This is a genomic window from Exiguobacterium sp. s161 (assembly GCF_018619045.1).
GTDB lineage: Bacteria > Bacillota > Bacilli > Exiguobacteriales > Exiguobacteriaceae > Exiguobacterium_A > Exiguobacterium_A indicum.
Window position 1 is genome coordinate 1,249,201 of the sequence record NZ_JACSNH010000001.1, and the last position, 15,426, is coordinate 1,264,626.

Below are 15,426 nucleotides of genomic sequence, written 5' to 3' on the forward strand. Positions count from 1 at the left end.
GAATGCTGTTTTTTATTTCCTCTCATTTAGAAGGAATTCCCAATAAATTCTTGAATAGTACGGTATCACGAATATATGGAGGGCTTACATATGGAAGGAACATTTCAATGCAAACAGATGGGAAAATCATTTTCGGGAGACGGTGTCGAGACACATGCGTTACAAGACATCGATGTGACGCTTGAGGCAGGTGACTTCATCTCGATCATTGGACCTTCAGGATCCGGAAAATCGACGTTACTCAGCCTGATCGGAACCCTCGATCGTCCGACGAGTGGGGAGTTGCATTATGACGGAAAGCCGATCAATAAATTGAACAGTAAGGAACTATCCGATTTCCGTTTCGAAAACATCGGCTTCATCTTCCAACAGTTTCATTTGATTCCGACGCTGACAGCGCTTGAGAATGTCATGGCGCCTCTGTTCGGTCGGAAAGTACCATACGATAAAAAAGAACGCGCCGAGCAGTTACTCGCGCAAGTCGGTCTCGCTGATAAAGCAGGCAGTTTGCCGTCGCAACTTTCCGGTGGACAACAGCAACGGGTCGCCGTTGCCCGAGCACTCGTTCATGAACCGAAATGGTTGCTTGCCGATGAGCCGACAGGGAATCTCGATACGGATACGGGAGAAATCATTTTCAATCTTTTACGGTCATTAAACGAAGAGAAGGGCTGCGGCGTCTTGTTCGTCACCCACGATCCGGCACTCGCAGAGCGGGCGAACCGAACGATCGAGATGCGAGATGGCGTCATCATCGAAGATCGTCTCGTGCGAGTCTGAGCCTCGTTTTTGAACTCCGTTCCTCCACCCTTTACACTGAAAGGGTAGAGGAGGAATGCGTGATGCGACTAGGAATACTGGATCAAGTGCCGTTACATGAGGGCGATACGGTCGAAGCGACGATGGAAGCGACGGAACGACTCGTCTTAGAAGCCGAGCGACTCGGTTATGAACGGTACTGGTTCGCCGAACATCATAATACGAACGGGTTGCTCAGTGCGGCACCGGAGTTGTTCATCGCCCGAATGGGTGCGAAGACGTCAAAAATCAAGCTTGGTTCAGGTGGAGTGTTGTTGCCGCAGTATCATCCACTGAAAGTCGCCGAGAGCTTTGCGACGCTTGATGCGTTTTATCCGGGGCGGATCGAACTCGGGATCGGTAATTCTCCGGGCGGGAGCGAACGGACACGACTTGCGTTGACGGATGGAGAGAAAAATCGGGCAGCTGAGTTTAGTCGACTCGTCAATGAAACGGCGGGTTTCTTAACAGACGGTTTATCGAATCGACACCCATACCGGATCGTCAAGACTACACCGCGTGACCGTCAACCGTCACCGATTTCGATCCTTGGTCTGTCGCCACGTAGTGCGCGAATTGCAGCAGAACAAGATCGTGGTCTCGTTTTTGGTCACTTCATCAATCCGGATCGTTGGGAAGAGACGCTCTCGACATATCGCGAGGCAGGTGGGAAGAACGTCATCGTCTGTGTCTTCGTCATCTGTGCCCCGACACAAGAAGAGGCCGAACGGCTCGCTCGGACGCAAGATGCTTGGATTCAAGGCGTCCGACTCGGGAATTCGATCGTTCCGTCGTTTACGACGACAGAAGCAAAGGTCTGGAATGACGTGCAAGCGGAACGGATTCGTAAAGATCGCCGGCGAGCGATTGTTGGAACACCGGATGTCGTTGCGCAAGAGCTTGAGGCATTAGCAACCCGTTATCAAACGGATCAATTTTTACTGATTAACAATGCCTTTGATCAAGAAAAACGATTGCAGTCGTACCAGCTCATCGCGGAGCGACTACTCTAAACATAACAGGACCCCTAGTTTGCTGTTTGGCTAATGAGGGGTCCTGTCTACAAATCTACAAATCTACAAATAATTAACGTTGAGCCGTTGGACGAATCAAGATCTCGTTGATCGCAACATCCTCTGGTTCGTTAACGGCATAGGCGATGGCACGCGCAATCGCGCTCGCATCGATGGCTTTTAAGTCACCAATTCCTTGTTTGATCTCTTCATCCGAGATATGGTCCTTCAATTCCGTATCGACTGCTCCCGGTGAAATGATCGTTGCGCGGATATGATTTTCAACGGATTCTTCCTTACGAAGACCTTCCGTGATGGCGCGAACGGCGAATTTCGTACCGCTATAAACGGCGCTTGACGGCATGACTTCGTGACCTGCGACGGACGAGATGTTGATGACGTGCCCGCTTTTTTGTTCGCGCATGTACGGGAGGACGGCTCCGATTCCGTGGAGAACTCCTTTGATGTTGACGTCGACCATCGTATTCCATTCATCCTGTTGATTCTTATGGAGGTGTGATAGTGGCATTAGTCCCGCGTTATTGACGATGACATCCACTGAGCCGAACTTGTCTTTCGCAAGCTTAGCGAGTGCATCGACTTGCTCGCGATCAGTGACGTCCGTCACTTGATAGACGGCTTGAGCACCTTCTGCTTCAACGGCTTTGACGAGTTCTTGCAAACGATTTTCCCGGCGTGCAGCAAGAACGAGTTTTGCGCCTTGTTTTGCAAGTTCTTTAGCGGTTGCTTCCCCAATCCCGCTTGATGCTCCTGTAATGATGACGACTTTATCCTGAATCATCTGAACTCCTCCTTCTGAATAACGTACTCCTTGAGAGGTATTGCCGCTTTTATTGATTTGAAAACATTGTGTAGGAGGCTTATTCATGAAACGGTATCTCTTTATTGGATTGATTGTGATTGCAATGGCAATCGGATGGTTTTTATCGCTTGATCCATTTCGGCATCAACCACCAGAACCTACTGTAACCATCGAAGGTCGCGACGTGAAGGTGTATACCGGCACTTATAGTTGGTCAGGGATGTTTCGTGGAGAAGTAGCTGATACGAAGTCGGAAGCCGTCGATTTAGTAAAAGGCGATCCGAGTACGCAAGCAAATCCTGAAGATCGCTTGATGATTCGCTTTGAAGAGGAGCCAACTCCGAAGTCTGTCACGATTGTTCTATGGTCGGTCGAGGATAAAAAAGAAATTAAAACGTATAAGAAGACCGGGAAGATTTCCGTCCCGACGACTCCCGGACGATACGTCTACCAGATTACAGCCGACTGGAAAGAAGGTGATGGCGATTTCGCCTTTCCGATTGAAGTGAAATGAAAGGCAAGATAAAAATATATTGACAGGATGTATGTTTAGTGTTAATAAATGAATCGTTGACCTCTTCTTTGAATAGAAGAGGTATTTTTTCGTTAAATATAGTAAATAATCCACTTGTTTCGCTAAATATAGTCTGAATAATCATAATATATGAACATTTTAACAGAAGTGTATGTAAATGTTTCGGATTCGAATGAACGGGAATAAACACATCATACACATAATATTTCATGTGTTGAATCACCTAGGTGAAAGAAGTTAACAATCGTAAAGGAGAGGTGCAGATGAATGGGTTCAATCGATTCTTACTCGTCATCATAGGCATACTCGGACTCGTCAGTGTAGGGCTGCTTGTGCTCGGTGTGTATGATGTTCCACGGCTCAGTTCGTTAATCGAGCAGTGGCAGGATCAGCAATGGTATAGCTATACCGTTCTATCCATTGGAGGTTTTTTAGCATTCGTATTCGTCATTCTATTATTCACAGGATTATTCAGCCGCTCAAAAGGTCAACGTCTGTTGATTCAAACGGGTGACGGAACGATCACGATTTCGAAGGAAACGATCGAACGGACGGCACTGGAGTCGATTCGTGGGATTGGTGGCGTACGGACACCGCGTGTCCATGCCGACATCCACTCGAAAAAAGAGACGGTCGCTTTAAAAGTCGACTGCTCGGTCTTCGGACAAGAGGGGCTTCCGACGATCGCGAAGGATATTCAAGAACGCGCTAAACAAGCCGTCGAATCCTTACTCGAGTTGCCGGTCACGAGTACGAAGGTCACGATCAGTGATACGAAAACGAAAACATCAGAACGTGTCGTCTAAGAGAGGAGAGGGAACATGAAGACAAGGGAAGCACTTTATCCGTATCGGTTCCGACTGATCGGAGGACTTGTCGGTCTAATCCTCGCCATCTTATTCTTGACGATTGGCTTTGGTCCGACGATCCTCATCGTTGCCTTCGCAGCGATTGGATTCTTGATTGGGAAGTGGCGCGATGGTGCGCTTGATATCGAAGGGTGGATTCAGTTCTTTCAACGGGACTGATTCATATATTACTAACTAAACATTCAAAAGGAGAGATTTCAAATGGCAAACGAAGTAAACACAACAACTGAAAACGAAGTAGTACGCGAGAATAAATTGACGTTCGAAGATCAAGTCATCAAAAAAATCGCAGGAATCGCGTCGAATGAAGTGACAGGCATCTTGTCAATGAGTGGTGGATTCATGAGTGGACTGACGGATCGTCTCCGGAGTTCGGAAGACATCACGAAAGGAATCGGTGCTGAAGTCGGCGAACGCCAAGTCGCACTCGATTTAAAAGTCATCGTCGAATACGGTAAAAACATTCCGTCGATCTTCCAAGAGACGGTCGCAAAAATCAAAAAATCAATCAGTGACATGACAGGACTTGAAGTCGTCGAAGTCAACATGCACGTTGAGGACGTCATGACACGCGCTGAATTTGAAGCAAAAAATAAATCGAACAACGAACAAGAAGAAAAGAGCCGAGAACTGCAATAAGGAAGTCAAAAGATCCGACGAAAATCGTCGGGTCTTTTTTTCATGTATTCATAACATGACTTCCTCTCTAAAATAACGGTTGGATGGGTTACGATAGATATAAGAATGATCATTATCTAAGGAGGCATCGTATCTTTGAAACCAAACGATCCGTATTATATCTGTCCTGTGTGTGGATGCAATAAACTTGAAGATCCACCATATTATGAACACTTTGCGGGGAGTAACGAAATTTGTCCATGCTGTGGTTTTGAGTTCGGTGTAGATGATTTCGACTGCGTGGAAGTAGACATGAAACAGTTGTCAGACGAAGAAATCATAAAACAAGCACACGAAATTTATCGACAAAACTGGATCAATCATCAATTTAAATTATTTGATCCGAGCAAGTTCCGAGAATCGGAGAAATCCGGAAACCGGCTCAACGTTGATGTCGCATTGAAACAATTGCAACGCATTCACTGCAGGACCTGACGAACTCGTCGGGTCTTTTTTCATGGAATCGACACGACGTTTGACTAAACTAGAGCCTTTTTCGGGAATAGATTAGTATCACGATAAACGAAAGGATGATTCATGATGCGACTAACAGGTAAAACGATCATCGTCACGGGAGCTGGCTCAGGAATGGGTGAAGCCATGGCCAAATTGTTTGCACAAGAAGGCGCACGGATCGTCGCAGCGGACATTCGGTTGGAAACCGTCGAGCGGGTCGTCTCTGACATCAAGGAAGCGGGCGGAGAAGCGATGGCTGTTGCGAGTGATATCGCCAAACCTAACGCAGCAACAGAACTCGTCCAACAAGCGCTTGAGGCTTACGGCAAACTGGACGTTCTCGTCAACAATGCTGGGATCATGGACGGAATGGAGGGAGTGGAAGACATCTCCGATGAACGCTGGGATCATGTTTTCGCCGTCAATACGACGGGAACGATGCGTCTGATGCGCGCAGCGGTCAAGCATTTCAAGGAAGTAAAAGGTGGTGTCATTCTGAATAACATCTCGATTGGCGGTCTGAACGGTGCCCGAGCAGGAGCAGCCTATACCGCTTCCAAACATGCCGTCATTGGTTTGACGAAGAATACCGCCTTCTTTTACGCCGGAGAGGGGATCCGGTGTAACGGCATCGCTCCTGGAGCCGTCGAGACGAACATCGGGCAATCGATGACGAACCTGAATGAATTCGGAATGGGACGGGCGATGCTCGGTATGGGACTCAATCCACGTGCTGGTCAGCCGGATGAGATCGCAAAATTGGCATTGTTCCTCGTGTCTGACGAGGCGAGTTTTATTAACGGGGCGATCGTCGTCGCCGATGGTGGATGGAGTGCGTATTAAAAATCGTATCTTATTTACTAGATTACATTTTAAAATGGCAGGAACATGTCGATATAAGGGATAATATGACAATAGGAGCATTATGACCTTGAGTTTGAATCCAGGGAGGAATCGGCATGTCGATGCAGGAACAGGCAGCACACGTCACCGACACACAAGTCATTCGAGCAATCGAGCAAAATCTGGCAATCATTCGCTTTGACGATCGACGAAAAGTCGCATACGTCAATGAGTTGTTTGCCCGGACGATGGGGTATGAAGTGGAAGAGCTAATCGGTAAATACCACCGTGATCTTTGCTTTCCAGCGTACGTCAACAGTCCGGATTATGAGTTGTTTTGGCGCAAATTGATGCAAGGAATTACGTATCAGGACAAGATTGAACGCCGGGCTGCCGATGGGCAACAGAAATGGCTCGAAGCGACGTATATGCCGATCTACTCAGATGATGGGCGCCGGATCGTCGGGGTTTCAAAAATTGCATCGGACATTACGATTCGCCAACAGGACGTCTTACGGATGGCGGCTGAACTCAACGAGACATCCGCGTTCTTAACGGTCAAATCGGAAAGTGGTCGTCAGGATGGTCTGAACGTGCTGGCGACCGTCCAACAAGTCGAGGCGGAATCCGTCGAGAATCTGTCGAGCCTTGTTGCCTTACGAAAGGATGCGAACTCGATCACCGACATCGTGAAGACGATCCGTGATATTGCAGCGCAGACGAATCTGCTCGCCTTGAATGCGGCAATCGAGGCGGCACGTGCAGGTGAACATGGGCGCGGATTCGATGTCGTCGCGACCGAAGTCCGTAACCTGTCGAACAAAGTTTCCCACTCGATCGGGGAGATTAAGAACAACATTGAAGGGATTGTTGAACGGATTGAAGACGTTTCGCACAGCATCGAGCGGATTTCGTCTAAGGTCAAGGACAGTACGGGTCAACTCGAGCATACAGTCAGTGAATTCGATCAATTGGCTGATTCAGCGAAACAACTCGAGCGTCAGGCAAAACAATTCGTCAATGTCTTATGACACACATCGATACCGGATCACACGAGCTGTTCGCTTGTTGTTGATTCGGTATTTTTTTGATGGCGAATTCAATATAGAGAAATAGAAAAGACGCTTGTTAAATCGGAATCATTACGATATGATGTAAAACGTAATTATTCCGAATTAAAGGTGGGAAACAATGTCTACATATAAAACTGCGCGCCTCATCGGTAGTGTCTTCCTCGGTTTGACCCTTGCCGGTTGTGCTGCTTCTGATACGCCACAAGAGCAAAATCATTTGACGTTCGTCTATAACTTCGCGACACAATCGCTCGATCCGCATCGGGACAGCAGTTATGTTCCGCTTCGCGCGGGGGTGACGGAGACGCTCGTCCGTCTTGATGACGAACGTTTGACGGTCGAGCCGTGGCTTGCGAAGAAATGGTCCTACGAAGGAAAGCGAACATGGCGGATCGTCTTACAGGAAGACGTGACGTTCCATAACGGGAAACAACTCGATGCTGCAGCCGTCAAATCGTCTCTCGAACGCTCGATCGACGAAAATCCAGGTGTCAAAAATGCCTTGAACATCGAGACGATTAAAACGGACGGACCAGATCTGCTCATTCAAACGAAGACGACGTATCCAGAGTTCATCTCGGAACTCGTCAACCCGAACACAGCGATCATTGACACGAAGGCGAGAGGGGTGACGAAAGAACCGATGGGAACAGGCCCGTTCCAAGTCGAGCGGTTCGCTCCGGGAACAAAAGTCGAGTTAAAACGTTTCAAGTCCTATTGGCAAGAACAAGCGAAACTTGATTCCGTTGATTTTGTCTTCAATGAAGACGCTGGCGCACGGACGAACGCTTTGCGTGCCGGACAGGCAGACATCGTCTATCGTCCGGAAATCGAGAGTGTCAAGCAGTTGAAGTCTGAAGGATTGACAGTCCATGCGACGGATACGTTCCGCGTCCATCAGTTGACGATGAATGTCGCCAACGGTCCGATGCAATTCCTTGAAGTCCGACGAGCGATCGACGCTTTGGTCAATCGAACAGAGCTCGTCAATCACGTCCTCCAAGGATATGCGGTGCCAGCGCGTGGTCCGTTCCTATCGTCATTCCCATTTGCTCCGGATTACCCGCAACAAGAGCAGAAGACGCCTGAGGAATGGCTCAAGCAAGCCGGTTATACGAAGCAAGATGGACGGATGCAAAAGGACAGTCGCCCTTTAAAACTGACCTTATTGACGTATGGGGCTCGACCAGACCTTCCATTAATCGCTCAAGTCATTCAAGATGACGCGAAAAAGATTGGCGTGGCGATTACGATCAAACAGATCGATGTCCCAGAAGAATACATGGCGAGTAACCGGGGCTGGGATATCGCGACGTACAGCAATCTGACAGCTCCGCGTGGGGATGCTGGTTATTATTTAAACGCGACCTATCATCCGAACGGGGGACTGAACTTCAGTCGTGTCGCGGATCCGAAGTTGACGAAACAGATCGAGACGTTGAACCGGACGTTAAAGGTCGAGGATCGATCGATTCTTGCTGAAGAGATTGCCCGTTACGTTGATGAACGCCGCTATAATAGTTTTCTCCTCCATCCATCGACTCTCGTTGCCTACGACGGCAAACGCGTCAAAGGATGGAAAACAGAAAAAAGTGAGTACTACATGATCACGAATACGCTACAGGTGACCGATTGATGCGTTCGATCGTCAAACGACTGCTGTCGCTGAGTCTATTCACTCTACTCATCACGTTCGGTTGTTTTGTCTTGCTGCGGTTACTGCCGGGTGATCCGGTCTTGACGTTATTGAATATCGATGAATTATCAGCGACGCCCGAACAAATCGAGGCCGCGCGCCGTGAATTAGGATACGATCAGCCGTTGTTCGTCCAGTACGTCCGTTGGCTGCAAGACATACTCACCTTACGTCTCGGAAACTCGTTACAGACGGGACGACCGGTCATTGAGATGTTGTTAGAGAGTTATCTCGTGACGGCGGAGCTGGCACTTGGTGGTCTTACGATCGCTTTATTGATCGCCTTACCCCTAGGAATCGGTAGCGCCTTGACGACGCGCCGAAGCGTCGTCCGTCTCGCCCACCTTGTCAGCATGAGCGGAGCGGCCGTGCCTAGATTTTGGATCGGTCTATTGCTCGTCGATCTGTTTGCCGTCCGTCTCGGGTGGTTACCTGTGATGGGACGGGAAGGGATGACGTCACTCGTCCTCCCGGCTCTATCGCTCGGCTTTCCACTTGCGAGCGTCTATATTCCATTGATTCGACTGAATCTACGCCGTGAACTGAACCAACCGTACATCGAGTTGGCACGGATGCGTGGGATATCCGAGCGGACGATCCTTTGGCGTTATGCGTTACGCGGCAGTGTGCCACCGGTCCTGTCCGTGTTCGGTCTGACGCTCGGCAGTCTTGCCGGGGGTGTCGTCGTCCTCGAAGTTCTGTTCGCGTATCCAGGTGTCGGAAAATTAATGGTCGATGCGATTTTGCAACGCGATTACCCACTGATCCAAGGCTACATCTTGCTGACGACAGGCATCATTTTTGTCTTGCATCAAGGTATCCGATCGTTAAACCGGGCGTTACGACCAGATTGGCAGAAGGGAATACACACATGAAAAAAACATGGCTCATTTTCGGAGGATGTATCCTACTATTTATTTCATATACCGTATACGTTAATCCATTTAATACAAACGTAGCGAAAAGACTTAAGCCTCTTTCATTCGAACATTTGCTCGGAACAGACGGTTTAGGACGAGATTTCGCAGCTCGTCTTTTTTTAGCTGGTTTGATATCCTTAGGTTTCAGTCTACTTACGGTGTTGCTCACAGCCTGCATCGGTACCTGCCTTGGTTGTCTAGCTGGCTTTTATGATGGACGTCTCAAGCGGTGGATTCATCGGTTAGAAGATGGTCTCGTGATTTTCCCGGACACCGTTCTAGCACTCGTTATTGCCGGACTATTTGGTGCTAGTCCTCAAAGTTTGATCTTTGCGATTTTACTCATCAAATGGATCTCCTACGCGCGATTAAGTGAGACACTCGTGACCGAGACGATTCAAAAACCATACATCAGCATGGCTCGCATCAACGGGTTAACAAATAGAATGATCTTACGACGCCACATCTTACCGCCCATCATCCGGCAAGTCGTCGTGTTAATGAGTTTGGATGTCGGCAAAGTTATCTTATTCTTATCGGCGTTCTCTTATATCGGGCTTGGTGTCCAAGCACCACTGCCAGAGTGGGGAGCGATGTTGAACGAAGGACGTCCTTATTTCAGTTCGGCACCCCGGCTCATGCTTTTGCCAGGTGCGTGCTTCGTCTTGACCGTCGTCGCGACGATGGGATGGACACGGTGGATGAAGAAAAAAGGAGGACACGTAAATGATTCAGATTCGGAGCTTACACGTTCGGGCGAAACACGTCCTTCTGCATGACGTGAATCTATCGCTACCAGCTTACCAATTCATTTGTCTCGTCGGAGCGAGCGGGAGTGGTAAGACGCTCTTGCTGAAACGATTACTAGATCGATTGCCGGACGGGATGTCGTCGAGGGGAGAAGTCATCTCGGACGAACCTCTTCGGCGTGGTCTCGATATCGGTTACATACCGCAGCAGTATACCGATGCGTTTCTTCCGTTTTTAACGATGCGTCAGATGTTACGGGATACATATCGCGCACATGGACGCAAGATCGATCATCCTTACATCGATGACGTCTTGCGAACACTTGAGTTGGACCCGACCTGGTTGGATCGGTATCCAGGAGAGTTGAGCGGTGGGCAATTACAACGGTTCGCGATCCTGTTTGCCGTTGCCTTAAAACCACGGTTGATTTTAGCGGATGAATTAACGACGGCACTCGATCTCGTCTTGACACGTCGTTTACTCGACTGGTTGATCGAGTACCAACACCAGTACGGGGCAACGATTGTGTTCGTCACCCACGAATTAGGACCTGCTTTACATTACGGGGAGCAACTCGTCTTAATGCAGAATGGACGAATCGTCGAGACGGGAACACCACAGATGATCGAGCAAAGTCGTCATCCGTTCACGATGAGCTTGATGCAAGCGCATCGTACGTCACTGGAAGAAAGGAAGAGTTCATGTCACCAGTCTTATCCGTAACAGATCTTACTTATCAGATAAAGGGTCAGTCTATCTTGTCGAATATCTCGTTTCACGTAACGAAAAAGGCGTCACTTGGCATCATCGGGGAAAGTGGGAGTGGCAAGACGACACTCGGACGATTGATCCTCGGTCTGCTTAAACCTACACATGGTTTGATTTCCTTACATGGAAAGGTATTTCCGAGTGGGCAACGAAACGAGCGACGAGCTATTCAAGCCGTCTTTCAACATCCTCTCGCTTCCTTTAATCCAGAATGGACGGTGCGGGAATCGATTCTTGAACCGTTTCGTCAGCATCGTCCGATTTTGCGGCATTTCCCAGCGACGTCAGAAGTGGATCTTATTACAGCTCTCGCGTTTGCTGTCGGGGTCGAGGAACAGTTATTCGATCGATTGCCCCATCAATTGAGCGGGGGACAAATTCAGCGTGCCGCGATCGCCCGCGCAATATCGATTGAACCCGACATCATCGTGATGGATGAGCCGACGACGGGACTTGATGTCGTCTCCCGCACACAGATCATCGAGCTACTAAAACGCTTGCAGCAGACACTTGGTGTCAGTCTCGTATTGATTTCGCACGATATCGACTTCATCCGGCGTCTCTGTTCGGAAACACTCGTCTTACGTGACGGTCGTGCTGTTGATTTGATTGATCGATTGGAATCAGGTGGTGCGTATACCCAACGATTCGTCGAGGCCGGAAGATGGTGAACGCACAACCGACGCACAAAACGTACTGGTTACTCGCGTATCCGCTGATTCTCTCAAGTATTGCGACACCCTTGCTTGGTGTGACCGATACCGTCGTCATCGGTCAATCCGGTGATCCGCGGGCGATCGGCGGCATCGCCGTCGGAGCCGTCTTCTTCAATACGATTTACTGGTTGTTCGGTTTCTTAAAAGTCAGTACGACAGGATTCAGTGCCCAAGCAAGCGGGGCGAATGACGTGCACGCCTTACGGACGTCCCTCTACCGACCGTTGTTTCTAGCATCCTGCATCGGTCTGCTTATCCTGTTGTTCCGACAGCCGCTCGAGCAAATCGGACTGTACTTACTGGCACCACCCGTTGACTTGCTTGATACGGTCAAGACGTATATTTCATACCGGATGATTGGTGCACCGTTCGTGTTGATGGGTTATGTGTTACTCGGCTGGTTGATTGGTACCGGTCAGGTCAAGCACGCCTTGTTCGTCCAATTGTTTAGTACAGGAGTCAATGTCGTTCTCGATATCGGATTCGTCTACGGATTGGATGCCGGTGTTGCTGGAATCGCGGTTGCGACCGTCATCGCGGAGATCAGCATCGTCGTCTGTAGTCTGTACCTGATTCGTGGTCATTTGGCGATGACACGTGATGAATGGCGTGCCTTGACGGCGTGGCACGCGTATCGTCAATTCTTTCAAGTCAATCGTGACTTGTTCATTCGTACGATTTTCCTTCTACTCGTTACCGGTTGGTTCACACGTGCTGGAGGACAATTCGGACCGAATGTCCTCCCAGCCAACGCGATTCTGTTACAAATCCAGTATTTGATTTCGTACTGGTTCGGTGGACTCGGTCATGCGTCAACCGTTCTCGTCGGTCGGGCGAGAGGGAATCAGGATCAGGCAGGATACCGGACGAGTGTCCGTTTGGCACGGACGTTCGGATTCTACTCGGTCGTCTTCTGGTCACTAGTGCTCCTATTCCTTGAGACACCGCTCCTACAGTTGTTCACTTCAGAAGAGGCGATCTTAGACGCGGCGCGCGATTATTACTTCTGGATCATCATCCTACCGCTTCTCGCCGGTTGGGCGATGATTTATGAAGGCATCTTTGCCGGACGGGTTGAAGCAACACCCGTCCGAAATTCGATGATTCAAGCAGGCATTGGTTTTGCGGTCGTCCTCCTGCTGACACCGACTTTTGGAAATCAGGGCGTCTGGGCAGCGTTTTTGACGTTCTTCTTGATTCGTTCCGTCTCGTTGATTCTCGTAGAAGCAAGACGATGAATAACCCGCTGTTTCCCTCGCGCGCAAAGGGAACAGCGGGTTATTTGTCGTCGATCGCTAAAGGACGGACGAAGAGGGCGTTCAAGTGATGGACGAGCACATGACGCAGGCGTTCTTTTGGTAATCGTTCTGGTCGAAACAGAGCATGAAAGGCTAACCCGTCAACGAGTGCTGCGAGCCGTTCACTCTCAAGCTCAATGTCTAAGCCCGCGCGGAGTGTACCGTCCGGAATCTGTGTCAACAGTACTTGAACCATATGGTAGATATCGTCCGGATTTTCCGTCGCTTGGGACGTATACGCGGACATCATGAATTGAAACCAGACCTTCATCTCGAGCTGATGCTCTGGTGCATAAGGTAAGACCTCAAGTAAAACGTCACATAACGTTTCTTCCGGGGTTCCTCCTTTCTCGAAAATGGTTGTGATGCGTGCTTGGACCCGTTCTTGGACGAGGTCCATCGAGAAGCGGAGCAACTCGTCCTGGGTCGTGAAGTAATATCGCAAGGCACCCAGTGAGAGTCCCGCTTCCTTGGCGATCGTCCGGACACTGGCTTGTTCAATACCGACTTGAGAAATCGTGCGCCACGTCGCTTCGGCGATGAGGTGTTTGCGTTCTTCGTGATTGACTTGTTTTGGCATGTCTCAAGTATATCATCTTTTTTAGCACGAATGTATTAAAAAGACTAGTCAAGTGACGAATGTGATGTTATCTTTATAATACAGTCGTATTAAAAAGGAGAGGATTGATATGCAACTCGTCGCGTGGGCAATCGTCGGTTGTGAGATTTTATTTTGGGTATTCATCGTCGCCGGACTGATCGTGCGTTATGGATTCAGGCGCGAAAGACTCGGTTTTCGATTGATGGCGATGTCGCCGGTCATTGATATCGTCTTACTGCTCTTAACAGTGTTTGACTTAAGTCGCGGCAGTACCGCAACGCTTGCACACGGTCTTGCTGCGATCTATATAGGCGTCTCACTTGCATTTGGGAAACAAATGATTGCCTGGGCGGACGGAGTCTACCGCCGTTTTGTCCTAAAAGAGCACGTAGCAAAAGAACGGATATCGCGTGCGCGACGGGAACGCAACGGTTTCTATCGACACATCCTGGCCTTTTTGATTGGTGGTACGTTACTCGGTGCGATGATTCTCTGGCTGGGAGATGCTGAGCAGACGGAGAGTCTCTTACGGACGTTACAACTGTGGGGGCTCGTCCTCGTGATCGATGGCGTCATCTCGATGAGTTACACCGTCTTTCCTGCTCGATCCAAATAAAAAAACGAACCTTGTCTGTCAGCGGTCGACAGTGAAGGTTCGTTCCCGAATCGTATTCGTATGGACTTGTTTCCGGGCGTCGATCGAATCCCGAATGTGGATGATGTAGCGGCGTCCTTTTTTGTACCCAGAGCGCGGTGGTTTGATTCGGATTTCTTTGCCGTCAAGGACTTCAATCTCCGTTTGCATCCGTTCACCGTTCGAATCCGTCACGGTGACTGTTCGGTTCGAAACTTGCTCCTTCCGTAGTCCTTTCGCGTATTCGATGTCGAAGGTATGATACGAGGAGATGGAGCGGGCACGTGATTTGAAGTGCGGCTCATCCGTCCGTTCATCGAGAGTGCAGTAGCAACCCGTGAACAAGAGGCTCGCCGAGAGGAGTATCGAAAATAGATGTTTCACGAAAACGCTCCTTTATGTATTTGGTAATTTTAGTATAAGACAAATTTTAGGTTACGACAATCCTTCTTGAGACTGAGTCGTTGACATCTATTAAAATTGAACAGGTCCATGCTATAATCGACCGAGAGAAAGGAAGCGATACACCATGCCAGTACAACCAGACCAACGTGAAATCATCGTCTCGATTCGGACGAGTTATGACTTTAAAGCTGATACCGGACGCGCAATCCGTGTCATCGAGTTTCACGGACGCCGGACGACACTGTTCGATACGTTCGAAGCGTCTTCACCAAAACGAATGATTTTGATCGAGATGATCCGCGCCGTCCAATCTTTCAAGGAACCCTTCCACATCATCTTCAACGTCGAGTGTAACTTTGGCTTCAAGTATTTGACGGATCAGCGGAAATGGGAAAACCGGGACGTCGGGAATACGTTCCTCGACTTGATTGAACAAGGCGGTCATACGTATGAATTACGGGATTGTTCGTTCTATGAAGGCGGTAAAGCCCTCCAAAAATGGCTCGGCAACACATTAAAGCAAAATAGCTGACAAAAAAGGCTGATTCCA

Annotated in this window: 20 protein-coding genes; 17 read left to right on the forward strand and 3 right to left on the reverse strand. The window is 49.1% G+C overall.

Translation table 11 applies throughout. The features are described from left to right. Positions 1-90: 90 nt before the first annotated feature. Both KNQ14_RS06290 and KNQ14_RS06295 read left to right on the forward strand, forming a co-directional pair. A complete protein-coding gene (locus KNQ14_RS06290) occupies positions 91-780 on the forward strand; it encodes an ABC transporter ATP-binding protein (protein ID WP_050677982.1) in 690 nt (229 codons plus the stop codon). A gap of 62 nt (positions 781-842) precedes the next feature. Continuing rightward, positions 843-1,811, forward strand: a complete 969-nt coding sequence (locus tag KNQ14_RS06295) for an LLM class flavin-dependent oxidoreductase (protein WP_214860136.1) — start codon at positions 843-845, stop codon at positions 1,809-1,811. 73 nt (positions 1,812-1,884) lie between these two features. Here KNQ14_RS06295 and KNQ14_RS06300 read toward each other — a convergent pair whose 3' ends face one another. After that, positions 1,885-2,613 carry an SDR family oxidoreductase gene (locus tag KNQ14_RS06300; protein WP_214860137.1) on the reverse strand — a complete coding sequence of 243 codons (729 nt, stop codon included), beginning with the start codon at positions 2,611-2,613 and terminating at the stop codon, positions 1,885-1,887. 85 nt (positions 2,614-2,698) lie between these two features. On the opposite strand from KNQ14_RS06300, the gene KNQ14_RS06305 reads away from it, so the two are divergent. The 13 genes from KNQ14_RS06305 (at position 2,699) to KNQ14_RS06365 (ending at position 13,176) form a co-directional block, all read left to right on the forward strand. Beyond that, positions 2,699-3,148, forward strand: a complete 450-nt coding sequence (locus KNQ14_RS06305) for a hypothetical protein (RefSeq protein WP_214860138.1) — start codon at positions 2,699-2,701, stop codon at positions 3,146-3,148. Positions 3,149-3,432: 284 nt separating this feature from the next. After that, the gene (gene amaP / locus KNQ14_RS06310) at positions 3,433-3,975 is read left to right on the forward strand and encodes an alkaline shock response membrane anchor protein AmaP (protein WP_023468372.1); all 543 of its coding nucleotides are present in this window, start codon (positions 3,433-3,435) and stop codon (positions 3,973-3,975) included. A gap of 15 nt (positions 3,976-3,990) precedes the next feature. Next, the gene (locus KNQ14_RS06315; RefSeq protein WP_035397250.1) at positions 3,991-4,197 is read left to right on the forward strand and encodes a DUF2273 domain-containing protein; all 207 of its coding nucleotides are present in this window, start codon (positions 3,991-3,993) and stop codon (positions 4,195-4,197) included. Positions 4,198-4,239: 42 nt separating this feature from the next. Then, positions 4,240-4,677: an Asp23/Gls24 family envelope stress response protein gene (locus KNQ14_RS06320; protein ID WP_023468370.1), complete on the forward strand. Its 438-nt coding sequence runs from the start codon at positions 4,240-4,242 to the stop codon at positions 4,675-4,677. A gap of 135 nt (positions 4,678-4,812) precedes the next feature. Then, entirely contained in the window at positions 4,813-5,151 is a 339-nt protein-coding gene (locus KNQ14_RS06325; protein ID WP_214745839.1) for a hypothetical protein, read from the forward strand. Between the two features lie 105 nt (positions 5,152-5,256). Further along, positions 5,257-6,015, forward strand: coding sequence for an SDR family oxidoreductase (locus KNQ14_RS06330; RefSeq protein WP_214745837.1), 759 nt, complete (start codon positions 5,257-5,259; stop codon positions 6,013-6,015). A gap of 116 nt (positions 6,016-6,131) precedes the next feature. After that, entirely contained in the window at positions 6,132-7,046 is a 915-nt protein-coding gene (locus KNQ14_RS06335; protein ID WP_251055687.1) for a methyl-accepting chemotaxis protein, read from the forward strand. Positions 7,047-7,206: 160 nt separating this feature from the next. Then, a complete protein-coding gene (gene nikA / locus KNQ14_RS06340) occupies positions 7,207-8,724 on the forward strand; it encodes a nickel ABC transporter substrate-binding protein (RefSeq protein ID WP_214745834.1) in 1,518 nt (505 codons plus the stop codon). Next, positions 8,724-9,659, forward strand: coding sequence for an ABC transporter permease (locus KNQ14_RS06345; RefSeq protein ID WP_214860139.1), 936 nt, complete (start codon positions 8,724-8,726; stop codon positions 9,657-9,659). The genes nikA and KNQ14_RS06345 overlap by 1 nt, the downstream gene beginning before the upstream one ends. A gap of 116 nt (positions 9,660-9,775) precedes the next feature. Continuing rightward, on the forward strand, positions 9,776-10,483 hold the full coding sequence (locus tag KNQ14_RS06350) for an ABC transporter permease (RefSeq protein ID WP_214860140.1): 708 nt from the start codon (positions 9,776-9,778) through the stop codon (positions 10,481-10,483). After that, positions 10,431-11,177: an ATP-binding cassette domain-containing protein gene (locus tag KNQ14_RS06355; RefSeq protein WP_214860141.1), complete on the forward strand. Its 747-nt coding sequence runs from the start codon at positions 10,431-10,433 to the stop codon at positions 11,175-11,177. The genes KNQ14_RS06350 and KNQ14_RS06355 overlap by 53 nt, the downstream gene beginning before the upstream one ends. Further along, a complete protein-coding gene (locus KNQ14_RS06360; RefSeq protein ID WP_214860142.1) occupies positions 11,156-11,893 on the forward strand; it encodes an ABC transporter ATP-binding protein in 738 nt (245 codons plus the stop codon). The genes KNQ14_RS06355 and KNQ14_RS06360 overlap by 22 nt, the downstream gene beginning before the upstream one ends. Continuing rightward, the gene (locus tag KNQ14_RS06365; RefSeq protein WP_214860145.1) at positions 11,887-13,176 is read left to right on the forward strand and encodes an MATE family efflux transporter; all 1,290 of its coding nucleotides are present in this window, start codon (positions 11,887-11,889) and stop codon (positions 13,174-13,176) included. The genes KNQ14_RS06360 and KNQ14_RS06365 overlap by 7 nt, the downstream gene beginning before the upstream one ends. A gap of 40 nt (positions 13,177-13,216) precedes the next feature. Here the strand turns inward: KNQ14_RS06365 and KNQ14_RS06370 are convergent, their stop codons facing one another. Next, positions 13,217-13,816 carry a TetR/AcrR family transcriptional regulator gene (locus tag KNQ14_RS06370; protein WP_214860146.1) on the reverse strand — a complete coding sequence of 200 codons (600 nt, stop codon included), beginning with the start codon at positions 13,814-13,816 and terminating at the stop codon, positions 13,217-13,219. Between the two features lie 109 nt (positions 13,817-13,925). On the opposite strand from KNQ14_RS06370, the gene KNQ14_RS06375 reads away from it, so the two are divergent. After that, the gene (locus KNQ14_RS06375) at positions 13,926-14,453 is read left to right on the forward strand and encodes a hypothetical protein (protein WP_214860147.1); all 528 of its coding nucleotides are present in this window, start codon (positions 13,926-13,928) and stop codon (positions 14,451-14,453) included. Positions 14,454-14,471: 18 nt separating this feature from the next. Here KNQ14_RS06375 and KNQ14_RS06380 read toward each other — a convergent pair whose 3' ends face one another. Then, a complete protein-coding gene (locus KNQ14_RS06380) occupies positions 14,472-14,855 on the reverse strand; it encodes a hypothetical protein (protein ID WP_029341748.1) in 384 nt (127 codons plus the stop codon). A gap of 145 nt (positions 14,856-15,000) precedes the next feature. Here KNQ14_RS06380 and KNQ14_RS06385 point away from each other — a divergent pair, with 145 nt between their 5' ends. After that, positions 15,001-15,408, forward strand: coding sequence for a hypothetical protein (locus tag KNQ14_RS06385; RefSeq protein ID WP_035407875.1), 408 nt, complete (start codon positions 15,001-15,003; stop codon positions 15,406-15,408). Positions 15,409-15,426 lie beyond the last annotated feature (18 nt).

Bases quoted from the DNA above. Each gene is read 5' to 3' on its own strand.
- KNQ14_RS06345 (WP_214860139.1), top strand. From the start codon at position 8,724: ATGCGTTCGATCGTCAAACGACTGCTGTCGCTGAGTCTATTCACTCTA.
- KNQ14_RS06355 (WP_214860141.1), top strand. From the start codon at position 10,431: ATGATTCAGATTCGGAGCTTACACGTTCGGGCGAAACACGTCCTTCTG.
- KNQ14_RS06335 (WP_251055687.1), top strand. From the start codon at position 6,132: ATGTCGATGCAGGAACAGGCAGCACACGTCACCGACACACAAGTCATT.
- KNQ14_RS06330 (WP_214745837.1), top strand. From the start codon at position 5,257: ATGCGACTAACAGGTAAAACGATCATCGTCACGGGAGCTGGCTCAGGA.
- KNQ14_RS06290 (WP_050677982.1), top strand. From the start codon at position 91: ATGGAAGGAACATTTCAATGCAAACAGATGGGAAAATCATTTTCGGGA.
- KNQ14_RS06365 (WP_214860145.1), top strand. From the start codon at position 11,887: ATGGTGAACGCACAACCGACGCACAAAACGTACTGGTTACTCGCGTAT.
- KNQ14_RS06375 (WP_214860147.1), top strand. From the start codon at position 13,926: ATGCAACTCGTCGCGTGGGCAATCGTCGGTTGTGAGATTTTATTTTGG.
- amaP (WP_023468372.1), top strand. From the start codon at position 3,433: ATGAATGGGTTCAATCGATTCTTACTCGTCATCATAGGCATACTCGGA.
- KNQ14_RS06385 (WP_035407875.1), top strand. From the start codon at position 15,001: ATGCCAGTACAACCAGACCAACGTGAAATCATCGTCTCGATTCGGACG.
- KNQ14_RS06360 (WP_214860142.1), top strand. From the start codon at position 11,156: ATGTCACCAGTCTTATCCGTAACAGATCTTACTTATCAGATAAAGGGT.
- KNQ14_RS06320 (WP_023468370.1), top strand. From the start codon at position 4,240: ATGGCAAACGAAGTAAACACAACAACTGAAAACGAAGTAGTACGCGAG.
- nikA (WP_214745834.1), top strand. From the start codon at position 7,207: ATGTCTACATATAAAACTGCGCGCCTCATCGGTAGTGTCTTCCTCGGT.
- KNQ14_RS06295 (WP_214860136.1), top strand. From the start codon at position 843: ATGCGACTAGGAATACTGGATCAAGTGCCGTTACATGAGGGCGATACG.
- KNQ14_RS06300 (WP_214860137.1), bottom strand. From the start codon at position 2,613: ATGATTCAGGATAAAGTCGTCATCATTACAGGAGCATCAAGCGGGATT.
- KNQ14_RS06305 (WP_214860138.1), top strand. From the start codon at position 2,699: ATGAAACGGTATCTCTTTATTGGATTGATTGTGATTGCAATGGCAATC.
- KNQ14_RS06315 (WP_035397250.1), top strand. From the start codon at position 3,991: ATGAAGACAAGGGAAGCACTTTATCCGTATCGGTTCCGACTGATCGGA.
- KNQ14_RS06370 (WP_214860146.1), bottom strand. From the start codon at position 13,816: ATGCCAAAACAAGTCAATCACGAAGAACGCAAACACCTCATCGCCGAA.